Source organism: Clostridium sp. UBA1652, from assembly GCF_002320975.1.
GTDB classification, from domain to species: Bacteria; Bacillota; Clostridia; order Clostridiales; family Clostridiaceae; genus Clostridium_T; species Clostridium_T intestinale.
The window spans coordinates 1-15253 of the sequence record NZ_DCLI01000001.1 but is presented as its reverse complement, the minus strand read 5'-3'; the positions used below and the strand labels follow the sequence as shown (position 1 = coordinate 15253).

At 27.6% G+C, this 15253-nt stretch carries 19 protein-coding genes; 14 read left to right on the top strand and 5 right to left on the bottom strand.

Features of this window, described 5'->3' with window-relative positions:
- Window positions 1–19: 19 nt before the first annotated feature.
- From B3N22_RS00095 to B3N22_RS00050, 10 genes are all read left to right on the top strand, one after another.
- Window positions 20–577, top strand: a complete 558-nt coding sequence (locus B3N22_RS00095; protein ID WP_286903896.1) for a hypothetical protein — start codon at window positions 20–22, stop codon at window positions 575–577.
- Window positions 578–631: 54 nt separating this feature from the next.
- Window positions 632–1045 (top strand): DUF3785 family protein, encoded by a 414-nt coding sequence (locus B3N22_RS00090; RefSeq protein ID WP_286903895.1) that lies wholly within the window; start codon window positions 632–634, stop codon window positions 1043–1045.
- An 87-nt stretch (window positions 1046–1132) separates the two neighbouring features.
- Window positions 1133–1609, top strand: a complete 477-nt coding sequence (gene ybaK, locus B3N22_RS00085) for a Cys-tRNA(Pro) deacylase (protein ID WP_286903894.1) — start codon at window positions 1133–1135, stop codon at window positions 1607–1609.
- A gap of 15 nt (window positions 1610–1624) precedes the next feature.
- On the top strand, window positions 1625–2674 hold the full coding sequence (locus B3N22_RS00080; RefSeq protein WP_286903892.1) for an ADP-ribosylglycohydrolase family protein: 1050 nt from the start codon (window positions 1625–1627) through the stop codon (window positions 2672–2674).
- Between the two features lie 70 nt (window positions 2675–2744).
- Entirely contained in the window at window positions 2745–4010 is a 1266-nt protein-coding gene (locus B3N22_RS00075; RefSeq protein ID WP_286903890.1) for an Nramp family divalent metal transporter, read from the top strand.
- Window positions 4011–4157: 147 nt separating this feature from the next.
- The gene (locus B3N22_RS00070; RefSeq protein ID WP_286903889.1) at window positions 4158–4532 is read left to right on the top strand and encodes a GntR family transcriptional regulator; all 375 of its coding nucleotides are present in this window, start codon (window positions 4158–4160) and stop codon (window positions 4530–4532) included.
- Window positions 4533–4535: 3 nt separating this feature from the next.
- Entirely contained in the window at window positions 4536–5408 is an 873-nt protein-coding gene (locus tag B3N22_RS00065) for an ABC transporter ATP-binding protein (RefSeq protein WP_286903887.1), read from the top strand.
- Window positions 5395–6045, top strand: a complete 651-nt coding sequence (locus tag B3N22_RS00060) for an ABC-2 transporter permease (RefSeq protein WP_286903885.1) — start codon at window positions 5395–5397, stop codon at window positions 6043–6045. The genes B3N22_RS00065 and B3N22_RS00060 overlap by 14 nt, the downstream gene beginning before the upstream one ends.
- Window positions 6046–6189: 144 nt before the next feature.
- Window positions 6190–6978 carry a Cof-type HAD-IIB family hydrolase gene (locus B3N22_RS00055; protein WP_286903883.1) on the top strand — a complete coding sequence of 263 codons (789 nt, stop codon included), beginning with the start codon at window positions 6190–6192 and terminating at the stop codon, window positions 6976–6978.
- Between the two features lie 122 nt (window positions 6979–7100).
- Window positions 7101–7541, top strand: coding sequence for a hypothetical protein (locus tag B3N22_RS00050; protein ID WP_181602579.1), 441 nt, complete (start codon window positions 7101–7103; stop codon window positions 7539–7541).
- Window positions 7542–7591: 50 nt separating this feature from the next.
- On the opposite strand, the gene B3N22_RS00045 is transcribed toward B3N22_RS00050, so the two are convergent.
- On the bottom strand, window positions 7592–8179 hold the full coding sequence (locus tag B3N22_RS00045; RefSeq protein WP_286903881.1) for a flavin reductase family protein: 588 nt from the start codon (window positions 8177–8179) through the stop codon (window positions 7592–7594).
- A gap of 85 nt (window positions 8180–8264) precedes the next feature.
- Here B3N22_RS00045 and B3N22_RS00040 point away from each other — a divergent pair, with 85 nt between their 5' ends.
- Complete coding sequence (locus tag B3N22_RS00040; RefSeq protein WP_286903879.1) at window positions 8265–8603, top strand: arsenate reductase family protein; 339 nt, start codon at window positions 8265–8267, stop codon at window positions 8601–8603.
- A 22-nt stretch (window positions 8604–8625) separates the two neighbouring features.
- Here B3N22_RS00040 and ispF read toward each other — a convergent pair whose 3' ends face one another.
- A complete protein-coding gene (gene ispF / locus B3N22_RS00035; protein ID WP_286903877.1) occupies window positions 8626–9102 on the bottom strand; it encodes a 2-C-methyl-D-erythritol 2,4-cyclodiphosphate synthase in 477 nt (158 codons plus the stop codon).
- Between the two features lie 407 nt (window positions 9103–9509).
- Here ispF and B3N22_RS00030 point away from each other — a divergent pair, with 407 nt between their 5' ends.
- Genes B3N22_RS00030 through rluF form a run of 3 tightly spaced genes read left to right on the top strand, consistent with a single transcriptional unit; the run spans window position 9510 to window position 11924 of the window.
- Window positions 9510–10082: a class D sortase gene (locus B3N22_RS00030; protein WP_286903875.1), complete on the top strand. Its 573-nt coding sequence runs from the start codon at window positions 9510–9512 to the stop codon at window positions 10080–10082.
- Window positions 10083–10111: 29 nt separating this feature from the next.
- Window positions 10112–11164 carry an anti-sigma factor domain-containing protein gene (locus B3N22_RS00025; protein WP_286903873.1) on the top strand — a complete coding sequence of 351 codons (1053 nt, stop codon included), beginning with the start codon at window positions 10112–10114 and terminating at the stop codon, window positions 11162–11164.
- Window positions 11112–11924 carry a 23S rRNA pseudouridine(2604) synthase RluF gene (gene rluF, locus B3N22_RS00020; RefSeq protein ID WP_286903870.1) on the top strand — a complete coding sequence of 271 codons (813 nt, stop codon included), beginning with the start codon at window positions 11112–11114 and terminating at the stop codon, window positions 11922–11924. The genes B3N22_RS00025 and rluF overlap by 53 nt, the downstream gene beginning before the upstream one ends.
- 21 nt (window positions 11925–11945) lie before the next feature.
- On the opposite strand, the gene B3N22_RS00015 is transcribed toward rluF, so the two are convergent.
- The 3 genes from B3N22_RS00015 to B3N22_RS00005 form a co-directional block, all read right to left on the bottom strand.
- A complete protein-coding gene (locus B3N22_RS00015; protein ID WP_286903868.1) occupies window positions 11946–13226 on the bottom strand; it encodes an alkaline phosphatase family protein in 1281 nt (426 codons plus the stop codon).
- Between the two features lie 130 nt (window positions 13227–13356).
- Entirely contained in the window at window positions 13357–14280 is a 924-nt protein-coding gene (locus tag B3N22_RS00010; protein WP_286903866.1) for a DUF4097 family beta strand repeat-containing protein, read from the bottom strand.
- A 14-nt stretch (window positions 14281–14294) separates the two neighbouring features.
- Window positions 14295–14975, bottom strand: a complete 681-nt coding sequence (locus tag B3N22_RS00005) for a DUF1700 domain-containing protein (RefSeq protein WP_286903864.1) — start codon at window positions 14973–14975, stop codon at window positions 14295–14297.
- Window positions 14976–15253 lie beyond the last annotated feature (278 nt).

The following is a 15253-nucleotide window of genomic DNA, read 5'->3' as shown; positions in this document are numbered from 1 at the left end:
ATATAAGTGGAGGTTAACTATGAAAAAGTTATTAAAATGTTCACTACTAGTTTTTTTATCATTAATAGTTATTGCTGGATGCACTGGAAAAAAGATTAAAGAAGAAAAGGGCAGAGAAAGTGATGAAGTAATATCAAATCCTAAAGTTGATAATGAAAACAAAGATACTTTTAAAATATATGATGTAGATAATAATACATATGAGTTATTAGAACCCTATGATTTCTCTGTAAAGTCAAATGAGTTAATTAATAAAAAAGTAGATATGATAGTTAAGGAAATAATGGATAGATGGTTTGTAGGCTTAGAGTATAAAACTTCTATTACAAAAGAAGATAACAAACAGATAGTGGTAATAGACTTAATTGATAAAGGGATAGACACACCTAATGGATGGTATTCAAAGTTTCAAGGTAGTACAGGTGGAACAATAAATTCAAAAAGAATAGTTAATAATATTATTCAAAAAGACTATACGGGAGAATGGGTTAAGGGAGTAAAAGTTCTTTATAATGGTCAGAAGGCTGAATTTGAGCATGCACCAGAACTTGGGAAAACAATATATGATTGGATTTAATGATATACAGTTAACTATGTTAAGTGTATAATTAACCAAGAGGTGATTAAATAAATGTACACACTTAAATTTAATGAAAAAACATATGAGTTAACAGAAAATAATTGTGAAGATTTCATAATGGATGAAGAGTACAAAATAGAATGCTTATCAGTTAACAATATACTAAACTTATTAAATGAAGCTGAAAACATTAGTTTTGATAGAGAATACTACAGTGAATATTGCAGTAGCTGCAAAGAAGAAGATATTGTTAAGAGTAAATTCTATGAATATTTAGGGTATTCTTTTTATATATTTACTAAAGATAATAAATATATTGAAAGTAATATATCAAAATCCTATAAAGATAGTTCTTTTGGCAGACTTTTTAGAAGTAATGTTGTAGATAATAGTTTTATAGTGAATATTATATTCTGTGAAAAATGCAACAAATATACTATAGAAATTGAACAATGTGATATGTAAAACTACCTTATTGGTAGTTTTTATTTTATTATGGGATAATTTATGATGTATAATGATACTAAAAGGTTATTTAAGGAGATTAATATAATGGCTCAAGGTAAAACTAATGTTATGAGAATCTTAGATTCCAATAATATTGATTATGATATATTAAATTATGATAATAAAGATGGGAAAATAGATGGAGTATCAGTAGCGAAGAAAATTAATAAAAACACAGAGATGGTCTATAAAACTTTGGTTACTAAAGGAGTATCAAAGGAACTATATGTTTTTGTTATTCCTGTAACTGAAGAGCTTGACCTAAAGAAGGCAGCAAAAGCAACAAATGAAAAAAAGATTGAAATGCTTGAGGTTAAAGATATAAATAAATATACTGGATATATCAGAGGCGGGTGCTCACCTATTGGTATGAAAAAGAAATATAAGACATTTATTGATAATAGCTGCAATAATATAGAAAGTATAATAGTAAGTGGGGGAAAGATAGGAGTTCAAATTGAGTTAAAAACAAATGGTCTGATTAAAGTGACGGATGGAATAGTAGTTGATCTGAAGAAATAATAAAGGAGATTATTTATGGGAAGAAGAGAGAAAGAGAATTATAGAGGGTGTCTACTAGGAGGAGCGATAGGAGATTCGCTAGGGTTTCAAGTTGAATTTATGACCATAGAAGAAATAAGAGAAGCTTACGGAGAAAATGGAGTTGAAAATTTAAAACTTGGAATGATGAAAAATGCTGAAATAAGTGATGATACGCAGATGTCATTATTTACAGCAGAAGGAGTACTTCGTTCGAAATTAAAAATGACTAAAGCAAATGAGGAAAATTTTGAAGAAATTCTTTATCATGCATACATACGATGGCTATCAACTCAAGAAAGACTTCATAAAATAATGGATAAATATCTTGTGAACAGTTGGGTACTTAGGAGAGGGTGGTTTCATGCATTAAAGGAACCAGAAGAAACATGCTTAGAGGTATTAAGGGAAGAGAAAAGAGGAAGTATAGAGGACGCGGTAAATGATAGCAAATATTCAGGTGGAGTTGTTAGAGTAGCTCCAATAGGATTAAGCTATCCAAAGCAAGAAGCTTTTGATAAAGCTTGTAGGTGTGCGGCTATTACTCATGGACATCCATCTGGATATCTATCAGCAGGTGTTTTTGCATTTATTATTGCAGAAATTATAGAAGGAAATGACTTGACTAGTGCTGTTAAAAATTCATTAGATGTTTTAAAGACATATAGTAGACATGAGGAATGTGAAAATATAATAATTAGAGCTTTAGAGTTAGCAAATTCTGATAAATCACCGATAGAATGCATAAATGAATTAGGTGAAGGATGGTATGCAGAAGAAATTTTAGCAAGATCTATATATGCTTCTGTAAAATATAGTGATAATTATAAGAAGGCAGTATTGATATCTGTAAATAATAGTGGAGATAGCGATAGTATAGCGTCTATAACAGGAAATATATTAGGTGCTTATTTGGGCGTTGATGCTATACCAAAAGAGTATATAGATAGTATAGAATTATATGATACAATAGTTTCTATTGCAGATGACTTATTAATAGGATATGAAGATAGTGAAGAATGGATAATAAGATACCCAGCATATTAAATAGTGTACAATTAAATAGAAATGTATTACAATACTATTAAATAATAATAAATATTAATTAGGTGATTATATGGAGAAACTTATAAAGAAGATTAACTTATCTAAAGAAGGTCATAAGCCAAGATTAATGGCAAAGGATTTTATAAAATATATAGGGCCAGGACTTTTAGTAACAGTTGGATTTATAGACCCTGGTAACTGGGCATCCAATCTTGCAGCTGGTTCAGATTATGGATATAAATTATTGTGGATGGTAACTTTATCTACAATTATGTTAATAGCACTACAACATAATGCAGCCCACTTAGGTATAGTAACAGGATTATGTATATCTGAAGCAATAACAAAATTTATAAAGCCAAAGGTAGCAAAGCCAATATTGTGGTCTGCGGTTTTAGCGTCTATAGCTACGGCTATGGCAGAACTACTAGGGGCGGCTATAGCTTTAAATATGCTATTTAAAATACCTATTAAAATAGGTAGTATAATATCTCTTGTAGTAGTTTTATGGATGTTATATACAAGCTCTTATAAAAGATTAGAGAAAGTTATAATAGGCTTTGTATCAATAATAGGGTTAGCATTTATAGTTGAGTTGTTTATGGTTAATATAAATTGGTCATCAGCCGTGCAAGGATGGTTTACACCATCTTTTCCTGAAAATTCAATGCCTATAATTATGAGTGTTTTAGGTGCTGTAGTTATGCCACATAATCTATTTCTACATTCAGAAATAATACAAAGTAGGCAATGGAATCTAGAAAATAAAGATGTTATGGAAAAACAACTAAAATATGAGTTCTTAGATACTCTGGTGTCTATGACAATAGGATGGTCTATAAACAGTGCAATGATTTTAGTTGCAGTTGTATTCTTTACAAATAATATTAAGATTAATGAATTAAGTGAAGCGCACTTAATGCTTCAACCCTTGTTAGGAAATTGGGCATCATTAATATTTGCAATTGCATTACTCTTTGCGGGAATATCATCAAGCGTAACAGCTGGTATGGCAGGAGGTAGTATTTTTGCTGGGATGTTCAACGAACCATATGATATGGAAGATAGACATACTAAGATAGGGGTGTCTATAACTTTAGTTATTGCAGCAATAATAATATTTTTTATCTCAAATCCATTTAAAGGGTTGGTTTACTCTCAAATGTTATTAAGTATACAATTACCATGGACAGTGTTTACTCAAGTTTACCTAACTTCTTCAAAAAAGGTTATGGGAGAATATAAAAATAAAGGTCTTGAAAGCATATTTTTATGGATTGTTGGAATAATAGTTGGTATTTTAAATATAATGCTTTTATTTAGTTCAATATTCTAAATTATAGTTAAGTGAAATTAAATAATTTTTAGCGAAAAGAATCTCAAAAATAGAGATTCTTTTTTTATTGACACTATCGTATATACTGTATATAATTAATATATACAGTATATACGATATATACAGAAGCGAAAAGAGGTGAAGCCTTTGAATATAATTATATCAAACAGTTCTAATTTACCTATATATCAACAAATAATGAATCAAATTAAGGATTCTATTTTAAGAGGAGAGGTTAGTTCTGGTGAAGCTGTTCCATCTATAAGAGAACTAGCTAGAGAACTACGAATAAGTGTTATAACAACTAAGCGAGCATATGATGATTTAGAAAAGGAAGGATTTTTAACCTCTGTTGCTGGAAAAGGATTTTTTGTTACTTCTCAAAATAAGGAAATTTTAAAAGAAACAAAACTTAGAACAGTTGAAGAAAAACTTATGGATGCTATTAATACAGCTAACTTATTAGGAATAACTAAAAAGGAACTTGAAGAAATATTTCAATTATTAATTAAGGAGGAATAGTAAATGAGTTATGTATTAGAGATAAATAACTTAAGGAAAACTTATAAAGGTTTTTCTTTGAAAGATATTAATATAAAGCTGGAACAAGGTTATATAACTGGTTTTATAGGAGCTAATGGTGCAGGTAAATCTACAACTATAAAATCTATATTGAATTTAATAAACAGGGATTCAGGGGATGTAAAAATATTTAATAAAGATAATAAAACTAACGATAAGGAACTTAAAAATAAAATTGGTGTAGTCTTAGATGAAGGATATTTCTATGAAGAATTAACGCTAAAAGAAATGAAAAATATAATTTCTCCTATGTATTCTAACTGGGATGAGAATCAATTTAATAATTATATTAGAAGATTTAATCTTCCTTTAGATAGAAAGATATCTAAATTATCAAAAGGAATGAGAATGAAATACTCTATAGCTATAGCACTATCACATAATGCAGAACTTTTTATAATGGATGAACCTACATCAGGTTTGGACCCTATTGTAAGAGAAGAGCTGTTAGAAATATTATCAGATATTATTCAAGAAGAGAATAAAACTATATTTTTTTCAACTCATATAACTTCTGATTTAGATAAGATAGCAGATTATTTAATCATCATAAATGATGGTAAGATTCTATTAAAAGGAGCAAAAGATGAAATAATAGAGGGGCATAGATTAGTAAAAGGAGACAAAAATCTATTAACTTTAGAAAATAGAAAAGACTTTGTAGCTATTAAAGAAAACGCCTATGGGTTTGAAGCATTAACTAAAGAAGCAAATAAACTATCAAGAACCTATGGAGATAAAATGGTTATGGAAAAACCTAATATTGAAGAGCTTATGCTTTATTATATAAGGAGTGATAAAAATGGGAATTATTAATTTGATGAAAAAGGATTTATTGGTATGTAAAAAATATTATATATTTTCTATTATATATATAGTTACTTTTGGAGTTATATTTAATGAATTTGGAATGTTATTATTTATCATGTGTGCTGTTGGAATAAATTATTTGATTAGCAATACAAGTATGGCTTTTGATGATAAATATAAAGCAGATATAATGATGAATATACTACCTGTTTCTAGAAAGGATATAGTTTTAGTTAAATATTTAAATGCTTTAGTAAATATTGTTTATGTTTTAGTGTTATATTATTTAGCAGTTTTTATAACATCCTTTAGCCCAATATTTGGGGTTGAAATAATACCTATAGATTTAAAGACTTTTTTAATGTGTTTGTTAATTATATGTATATATAATAGTATAGAGATACCGTTATATTATAAATTTGGATATCAGAAAACTAGATTTTTTGGATTCATTGTATTTTTCGCTTTTTTTGGAGCAGCAAGTCTTGTAGTAAATAATATAAACATAAATCAAAAAGTGATTAATTTTATGAGTAATTCTAATAATGTAATAAAGTGGATACTGTTGTTTTTAATAACAATGCTTATTTCCTATATATCGTATATAATATCAACCAATATATATAGAAAAAAGGATTTCTGATATATAGACAAAATACCAATTAAATCGTTAACATATCTGTTATTTTATCATTATCTAATGTTAATAGTAGTTAACCAATATTGTAAAACTATACTATTTAATATAGACTTTTATTATAATAGTAAATGTAGTAGGGGGTAACGGATGAAGATATTAGCAAGTGATTTAGATGGAACTTTATTTAGAGAACAGGAAATAGCCAAAAATGATATATCAGCTCTAAAGAAATTAAAGGATAATGGTCACAAATTTATTATTTCCACAGGAAGAAACTTGCGTGGAGTAAAGGAAATTTTTAAAGATTATAAGGATGTAGATGCGGATTATTTGGTACTTTGTAATGGAGCTTTAGTATTGGATGGTAATTTTGAAGTTGTATACAATAAAAGAATAGATTCAGTTACTGCAACAAAAATAATTAAAGATTTTATTGATGATGAAAATATTTGCTTTGTTTTAGATAACGGAATAGATACGTGTTTAATTAAGGACAAGTATATTCGTGAACAAGAATTTAATTTAGAATCATATGCTACAAAAATATTTACTAAAGATGAGATTATTAACTTAAATACTGATTATCAAATAATTAGCTTGTATCCTAGAAGTAAATCTATTGAAGAATCAGAAGATATTAAAAAGAAAATACTTGATAAATATGGAGATAATGTAGAAGTATTTAGAAATCAATATTATTTAGATGTGGTACCAAAAGATTGTTCTAAAGGAAGAGGTCTTAAAAAAGTTATTGATGGAAAAGAGCTAAAAGTTGATAATTTATACACCATAGGAGATTCCTTTAATGATATATCAATGTTTGAAATAACTAATAATAGCTATACTTTTAATTATGCAGAAGAAAAAATAAAAGAAATAGCTAAAAATCATGTTAATCATGTCCATGAATGCATTGATGAGATATTAGGAGCTTAATATAAAAAGATTGTCTTTCATACATAAGGCAATCTTTTTATAAAAATGTATTTGTGAATATTTTAATTTGGTGCTAATGTTATAATAAGAAGATAAAAAATTAAAATATTAGGAGGAAAGTGATGTTTTTACATGAATTAAATAAAGAAGAGTCTATAGCATTTATAAATCTAGTTAAAGAGTTTGCAAATGTAGATGAAATATTTGCAAATGAAGAAAAAAATTTAATAGATGATTACATTAAAGAACTTTCTTTAGAAGAGTGTAATGTTTATAAACTTACCCTCGAAGAGATAGAAAAAACTTTAAGAGGTTCAAGTGATAGGGTTAAAAAGATAATTTATTTTGAATTAGTTGGACTAGCTCTTGTAGATGGAGAGTATGAACATAAAGAAAAGGTATTTTTAAATAATCTTGCATATTCATTTAATATAGGATTAGCAAGAAGACTTGAATTTATGGATTTCTTTAGGCATGTAAAAAGCATTTATGACTTCACTGTAGTAGACTATAATAATAAAATTGAATTATTAAAAGAACATGCTGAGAAAATTTTAGCTTAAAATAAGATGCTGTAGTTGTTATATAAAATCTGTTTACTACAGCATCCTTTTTATTTTTTCTTTTTTTTAACTTTCTTTTTTGCAACTGAAAAACCAAAAGACCCTAAAGATTTTTTAGGTAATGGGTAATATTCTCCATGACAATAAGATATTAAATTAGCTTCTTCAAAATGAATTTTCCCTTTTTCATCAATAAGTGATTCATCTACATGAGAACCAAGGACATCTGCAATAAACACATCATGAGTACCAAGAGACATGATTTCTCTAACTCTACACTCAATATTTACAGGACATTCTTTTATGTATGGGACATTTATGTTAGTAGACTCACCTAAATTAAAATTCATTTCTTTAATTTTATCCACAGTTTTACCTGATTTAACACCACAATAATCTACGGCTTTAACCATAGAAGAGGTTGGGAGATTAACTACAAACTCCATAGTTTCTTTAATATATTCATAAGACAATCTTTCAGGTCTTACAGAGATTGAAAGTACTGGGGGTTTTGTGCATAGAGTTCCAGTCCAACCTACAGTAAATACATTTTCATCTCCGTTTTTATTTCTAGAAGTGATTAATACCACTGGTACTGGATTTAATATAACACTACCTTTAAAGCTCCTTTTATCCATGAATGACCTCCTAATATAACTATTTACGGCTCATAATTATAGCATTAGAATATTAATATAACAAGTTAATTATAAGGAGAAAGAAATGAATATACAAATCTTTGGAACTAAAAAATGTTTTGACACTAAAAAAGCAGAGAGGTATTTTAAAGAAAGGAAGATAAAATATCAATTTATTGATCTAACTGAAAAAGCTATAAGTAAGGGCGAATTACAAAGTATAAGAAAGTCAATAACGCTAAACGCTTTAATTAATATAAAATCTAAAGAATACGAAAAATCAAATCTGAAAAACATTAGAGGCGATGAGGTTAAAGAAGAAATATTGTTAAAAAATCCTAAGTTATTTGTAACTCCTGTTGTTAGGAATGGAAAAGAAGCTACAGTAGGATATGAACCAGAAGTTTGGAAACAATGGGAATAAAAAATAGATAGAAATAAAATTTCTATCTATTTTTTATTATTGAACATATGCTATGTGAAGAAATTCCTTCACCTTTTCCGGTAAAACCTAGTCCTTCTTCTGTTGTAGCTTTAATATTTAAATCCTCAATTGAGATATTTAAAGCTTTAGCAATATTATCTATCATACTAGGTATATATGGAGAAAGTTTAGGTTTTTGTGCTATTATTGTTGAATCAATATTATTAACAATGTATCCCTTTTCATTCAAAAGCTTACCTACATACTTAAGTAATTCTATTGATGATGCACCTTTATATCTTTCATCAGTATCAGGAAAATGTCTTCCTATATCACCTAGAGCGGCAGCACCTAATAATGAATCCATGATTGCATGAATCAATACATCGGCATCAGAATGACCTAATAATCCTTTTTCAAAAGGGATCTGAACTCCCCCTAATATAAGTTTTCTATTTTCTACTAATGCATGAACATCATATCCAAGTCCAACTCTCATTTTATCACCTCAAATTTTTATTATATTTTAGCATAAGCTAAGACATAATTTAAGAGGATAAAAGAAATTAACTAGAGAATTTTTTTAAATGGATAAACAACGTTATCATAGGAATCCTTACTATTAGACGATGTAAAGATTTTCTTAATCCTATAAAAAAATTTTTTAAATAGCATTAACTTGTTAGAGGCAGCGGGTTGTTGATGTTTTGTAAAATCCACATAAATAACTTTGCCGTTCATATTAATCACCTCTTAATACAAAATCTTATATTTATATTATACCAAATTTAGCATAAACATATTAGGCATTTGTAAAAGTTTTTATGAATAATTAAGTAATAAAAAAATTTATATACTATGCTATAATATAGTATATGAATATACATAGAACAATGGGAGGAATTTATGAAAAATAAAATAAGAAATATAGTAGGTGTAATTTTAATCCTAGTAGGATTTATAATTATTGCTTGGGTAGGAAATGAAAAATATATCGCTTACAAAGAACAGCAAAAATTGAAGCTAGCCTTTGATGAAGTTTTAAATCAATCTTATGAAGAAGGTACAAGTGTAACTAATGAAAGTGGTAGTAGTGAAGTAACTATTCCTCCTATGGGACTGTTAAAAATACCTAAAATAAATGTGGAAACGGCTGTTGTAGAAGGTGTAGAATTATCAACACTAAGATATGCAATAGGACACTTTCCTGAAACAGCAAAAGCAGGGGAGAAGGGAAACTTTGCTTTGGCAGCACACAACGATAGATTTTTTAAAGATGTTGATGAACTAGTAAAAGGTGATGAAATAATAATAAAGACAAAAGAAAATGAGTATGTCTATGAGGTTAATGATAGTTTTATAGTAGAGCCAGAGCAAGTATCTGTATTAGATGCCACAAAGGATAGTACTATAACACTTGTGACTTGTACACCTGGAGGTAAAAAAAGACTTATAATTAAAGGTGTGCTAAAAGTATAGGCTAAATTAAGGTATATGGAGTTGATAGTATGGATGCTTTAATAACAAAGCTTAGGTATAGATTTTTTAATGGAAGTAAAATTAGGATGGTTAATCCTGATGAGGATAAAATAAGAGGTAAGGAAGTATTCTTATTTATTAGGGAGTTAGCATTATATAAAGTTAAATTAAGTAGATTGGTTAATAGTAACCAAAAGGAAGCTAGTAAAAGTCTTTGTTTAAATATAGCGTATTATATTATTGAGAGCCCTGATGCTTATGATTTACTTAGAAAAAAGAGGGAGTTACCTATAAGCGATATATGCAGAGAAACAGGAGTCTCAAGAACATTTGTTGAGCTATGGGGCGATTTTATAATAGCTTATACTTTAATATTAGCTAATCCTAATTATAGATTTATTCAAGAATACATAAATATAGTTGAATATGATAAACAAGGAATAGTACAAGCTGAAGGTGATAAAAAGTTACATAAAGGGATAATACTTAGAAAAGAAAGAAAAAACTCAATTATATTAACATGTGATGGGAGTTTTATAAAGATAAAAACAAATGAAAGTGTTAAATTGGGTGAAGAAAAAGAAGGTAATGAAAGTAAAAGTATAAAACATTATAGAAAACAGATAGCAATCATATTAACAATTATAATTGCTTTGTCTGGAGTGCTTTATTATAAATATAATAAGATCACATCTATAATAATTATTAATACTACATCATTAATCAAAGTTGAAATTAACTCGTTTAATAAGGTAGTATATAGCTATTCCCCTACAGAAAAGGGAGCTGATCTCTTAGACGAAGCAAATGTTGAGAATACTGATATAGATGATGCGCTAAAAAAGATCTTAGCATTAGCCTATGAAAAAAAGATGCTTGTAAATAATTCAGTCACAATTTTTATAAATCAGCAAGCAATATCTTATGATAGTATAAAAGAAACTGAAAAGTACTTAATAGAAAAAAACATTGATACTTCAATAAATAATGTTGGATATGAACATAAGGTTAGGAAGGATAAAGACGATCATGAATCTGAGAAAAACACAGAGCAACAAAAAACTAGCACAGAGAAAAAGTGATAGTAAAGTAAACTCAAATAATATAATAAAACATAGTGAAAAAAGTGATGACATAAGAATAAATAAATATATATCAGATTCAGGATTTACATCAAGAAGAGAAGCTGACAAATTAATAGAGCAAGGAAAAGTTTTTATAGATGGAATTAAAGCAACTACGGGAACTAAAGTAAAAAAGGGACAGCAGGTTAAGGTTAATAATATATTAATAGGAGAAAACCTAAAAAAAGTCTACATAGCATTAAATAAACCAGTAGGGATTACTTGTACAACTGAATCAAAAATCAAAGGAAATATTGTGGACTTTGTAGGCCATAAAGAAAGAATATTCCCTATAGGTAGATTAGATAAAGATTCCCAAGGATTAATTTTTCTAACTAATGATGGGGATATAGTAAATAAGATATTAAGAGCAGGAAACAACCATGAAAAAGAGTATATTGTTACTGTAGATAAGCCTATTAACAAAGAGTTTATAGCTAGAATGGGCTCTGGAATAAAGATACTAGGAACTATTACGAAAAAATGTTTTGTACAAAAAGAAAGTGACTATGTATTTAGAATAATACTTACTCAGGGATTAAATAGGCAGATAAGACGAATGTGTGAGGCATTAGGATATAAAGTTAAGAAATTAGAAAGAATAAGAATAATGAATGTGGAATTAAAAGATTTAAAAATGGGTCAGTGGAGATATTTGTCTGATGAAGAATTAAAAGAGATAAATAATCTGATATCTGGTTCAATAAAATCTATATAAGATAAGGCTGGTTTTCCAGCCTTATTTATTTTTAAATATATCGTAAAGAATAGGGCCATCAGCTTCAGGAAGAGAGCCGCCTAAAATATGAGCTAAAGTTGGTCCTTCAGATGTAAGATGCATAGGCCCTATAGAATGATTTTTCTTTATAGAAGGTCCCTTTAACATAAAAACAGTTTGATAATCTTTGATTTTTGGATCATAACCATGAGTAGCTTTATGATATTTACCGCTAACTGCCTCTATAACATCTCCATCAATATCATTTATAAAATAGTAACCTCGCTTAGCCTCTAGCATAAAATCACAATGATTATCTGCACCACGTAAGGAAGCTTCTTCTTCAGACAGTATAGCTTCTATACAATTATTATTTTCAGAAGAGAACTTCTTTAATAAATTAAATACAAAATCCCTTTTTAATTTGTTTTTAATATAAATATAAGCCGAACCATCACAATAGTTGCAATAAGCAATGTAATCTTCTATTAAGCCTTTGCTATTTACACATATAAGTGAATTATCTATAAATAGCTTGTTTAACTTTATTACATAATCCGCATCTAAAAAGCTATGGTCTCCTAAGACCACTAAAGTAGTCTCATCATACATATTAAGCTTCTCTAGAGAACCTATAATTTTACCTAACCTATCGTCATGCCTTTTCAAAGCATCATAAGCCTCTTTAGATGAATAACCGTAATTATGACGATTAGTATCTAGATCAGTAAAATGAACCATCATAAAATCAGTTTTTCTGCTTTCAAGCAGATATAAAAAAGATTCAAGCACAAAATCATCAAGATTAGGTTGTTTAAGTCCATCTCTTATATGTCCAAACTTGTTATTAATATCAAATTGAAAATACTTGCTCCCATTTAATAAAGAAACTAATATTTGATTTTGCCAAGGTCTAGTTGGAAAAACTTCAGGTACATTATAATCAATATCAGCCTTTCCAGTAACTGGCCACAAAAAAGTAGAGGTTTTCATTCCTTTTTCTTTTGCAACTTCGTATAAAGTTTTACCTTTTATATATTTCCTTTGCCAGTACCAATCCGAGTTAGTTGGAAATTTAGGTTGAACCAAGATATTATTTATTATTCCGTGATTAATAGGATGTTTACCGGTAGAAATAGTTGTGTGCGCTGGATAAGTTAATGATGGATAAACAGATTCTACATCATTAGAGTAAGAACCTTCATTTATAATTCTTGAGAAGTTAGGAAAACCTTTCATTAATTCAAAATCTTTTTTATCTATTGCATCAAAAGAAATTATAATCATATATTTTGATTGCATAAAATCACTCCTAGAATATATTTACACATATAATTATATCAAATATATTCCAATTTTTTCATTAAAATCACTTTAAATTTCTAAAAAAATAACCACTCAAAATTAACATAAATATTTTGAGTGGTTATTATTATTTTTTATTTATCGATAAATCACCAGAAGTTGAGTTAAATCTAATTTTTGAATTAGAATTGTTATTTGATCCAAATTCATTAGATATAGATCCACTTAAAGTTTCAGAAGCTAATGCAAAAGATGCGTTAGAAGGAATTGTTAAGTTTGTATATCCTGAAACAGTAGAAAATTTATAATCATTATTAAAGCTATTAAAATCTACATTTATATCTCCAGAAACTGTTTTACAATTTATATTTCCAGAAAAGTTTTGAGCATATACACTACCAGATATATTTTCAATAGTAGATGTTTCAGTAGTTACATTATTAAAAGAAATATTGCCAGAAGTAGAACTGGAATTAATACTTTTTGTATTAATATTCATTAATTCTAAATCACCTGAAATAGTTTTGATATCTATCGAATTAAAACTATTATTATTAATATTAATATAAGAAGATGTAGATGATATGTTTAAGCTTTTATTATAGTTATTTGGTATAAAAACATTAATAGACATATCTTGTGAATTAAATAAATTAGAAAGTAAATTTATACTATTAGAAAATGAAAAAGTCACTTGATTTCCTGAAATAGTTTTTTCAAGCTTAAAGTCTTGAATAGAATTATTAGTACTTACATTTCCAACAGTACTTACTGAAACTTCATTTTTATCCCAAGTTTCAATATTTATATTACCTACTACGAAATTTAAGTTTACTAAATCTATACCATCTAAAGAATTGGATTCTGTTGAATCTACACCATAGGTATAAGTGTTTCTACTGAAAAATGAATTTACGTTTATATTTAATTTATTTAAATCATTAAAGCTTATATTTGATGAAAGTAAACTAATAACTACGCCTGTATAACTTATTATACATATTATTATCAAAATTATAGAAAAGCTGAATAAGCTAAGTTTTTTCTTCATAGATAAGTCACCTCCTAATTAAACAAATTTTTCATGAATGCAAAAAACTTCTTTGTAAGATACCATAAAAATTTAAATATTTGAATCACTATTATAAAAGATAGAATTGTAAGAGAAATATTTCCTATTAAAAAGAAAATAGTAGATGCCATAGGAATTTGATCTAGAACAGTACCTAGCATATCCTTTAAGTGACCGGTATTTAATAGTTTTGCAAAAAATAATAGAACACTACTAAAGGTTAAAGCTAATGAAAATATAATTCCAGAAAATAAGGCTGCAATTGTTGCAAAAACAGCACCTATTATTCCAGGAGAAAGAATTAAAACTACAATAATAAGAAAAATAGTTAATAAAATTGATTTATCAGATTTTTTATTTCTTACAGATTCATAATTATTGTAAGAATTATTAGTATAGTTTTTATAATCACTATCTGGCTCTTTTATTTCAGATTTAAAACTTGGCGTATATTCAACCTCATTCTCCTCAGGCGTATTATGAGAGTTGCCATTATATTTTTCGATTATTTCATAGGGACTGCCTAACTCTTGTATTATTTCATGATCACTTTTTCCACTTGAAATCCCTATATCGAAATGTTCTTCATACTGAGAAATTATATCGTCTCTTTGCTCTTTAGGCATTTGTATAAGACCATTTGTTAATATATTTATAAATTCACTTTTTATCAAATTCGTTCCCTCCTTTTTGTTTATCGTATATCTGAATTGTATGATTTTAATAAGTGGAATTCAAGACGTTTAGACTTACATTAAGGAAATCTTAAGAAGGCAATAAGAATTATTAAAGAAGTATATAAAATAATAAGTTTAAAAAAATGAATATTTTTTGTTGACATCGATTTAAAGAGATGTTATTATGAATAAGTCGCCAAGTGGTGACGATGTTATTTGAAAATTAAACAGAGGAAACTTAAGAAGTTTTGAATAAAACGAAACTTACACAACGA

Bases quoted from the DNA above. Each gene is read 5' to 3' on its own strand.
- B3N22_RS00025 (WP_286903873.1), top strand. From the start codon at position 10,112: ATGGATGCTTTAATAACAAAGCTTAGGTATAGATTTTTTAATGGAAGT.
- B3N22_RS00095 (WP_286903896.1), top strand. From the start codon at position 20: ATGAAAAAGTTATTAAAATGTTCACTACTAGTTTTTTTATCATTAATA.
- B3N22_RS00090 (WP_286903895.1), top strand. From the start codon at position 632: ATGTACACACTTAAATTTAATGAAAAAACATATGAGTTAACAGAAAAT.
- B3N22_RS00055 (WP_286903883.1), top strand. From the start codon at position 6,190: ATGAAGATATTAGCAAGTGATTTAGATGGAACTTTATTTAGAGAACAG.
- ybaK (WP_286903894.1), top strand. From the start codon at position 1,133: ATGGCTCAAGGTAAAACTAATGTTATGAGAATCTTAGATTCCAATAAT.
- B3N22_RS00045 (WP_286903881.1), bottom strand. From the start codon at position 8,179: ATGGATAAAAGGAGCTTTAAAGGTAGTGTTATATTAAATCCAGTACCA.
- B3N22_RS00015 (WP_286903868.1), bottom strand. From the start codon at position 13,226: ATGCAATCAAAATATATGATTATAATTTCTTTTGATGCAATAGATAAA.
- rluF (WP_286903870.1), top strand. From the start codon at position 11,112: ATGAATCTGAGAAAAACACAGAGCAACAAAAAACTAGCACAGAGAAAA.
- ispF (WP_286903877.1), bottom strand. From the start codon at position 9,102: ATGAGAGTTGGACTTGGATATGATGTTCATGCATTAGTAGAAAATAGA.
- B3N22_RS00010 (WP_286903866.1), bottom strand. From the start codon at position 14,280: ATGAAGAAAAAACTTAGCTTATTCAGCTTTTCTATAATTTTGATAATA.
- B3N22_RS00050 (WP_181602579.1), top strand. From the start codon at position 7,101: ATGTTTTTACATGAATTAAATAAAGAAGAGTCTATAGCATTTATAAAT.
- B3N22_RS00060 (WP_286903885.1), top strand. From the start codon at position 5,395: ATGGGAATTATTAATTTGATGAAAAAGGATTTATTGGTATGTAAAAAA.
- B3N22_RS00075 (WP_286903890.1), top strand. From the start codon at position 2,745: ATGGAGAAACTTATAAAGAAGATTAACTTATCTAAAGAAGGTCATAAG.
- B3N22_RS00080 (WP_286903892.1), top strand. From the start codon at position 1,625: ATGGGAAGAAGAGAGAAAGAGAATTATAGAGGGTGTCTACTAGGAGGA.
- B3N22_RS00030 (WP_286903875.1), top strand. From the start codon at position 9,510: ATGAAAAATAAAATAAGAAATATAGTAGGTGTAATTTTAATCCTAGTA.
- B3N22_RS00065 (WP_286903887.1), top strand. From the start codon at position 4,536: ATGAGTTATGTATTAGAGATAAATAACTTAAGGAAAACTTATAAAGGT.
- B3N22_RS00040 (WP_286903879.1), top strand. From the start codon at position 8,265: ATGAATATACAAATCTTTGGAACTAAAAAATGTTTTGACACTAAAAAA.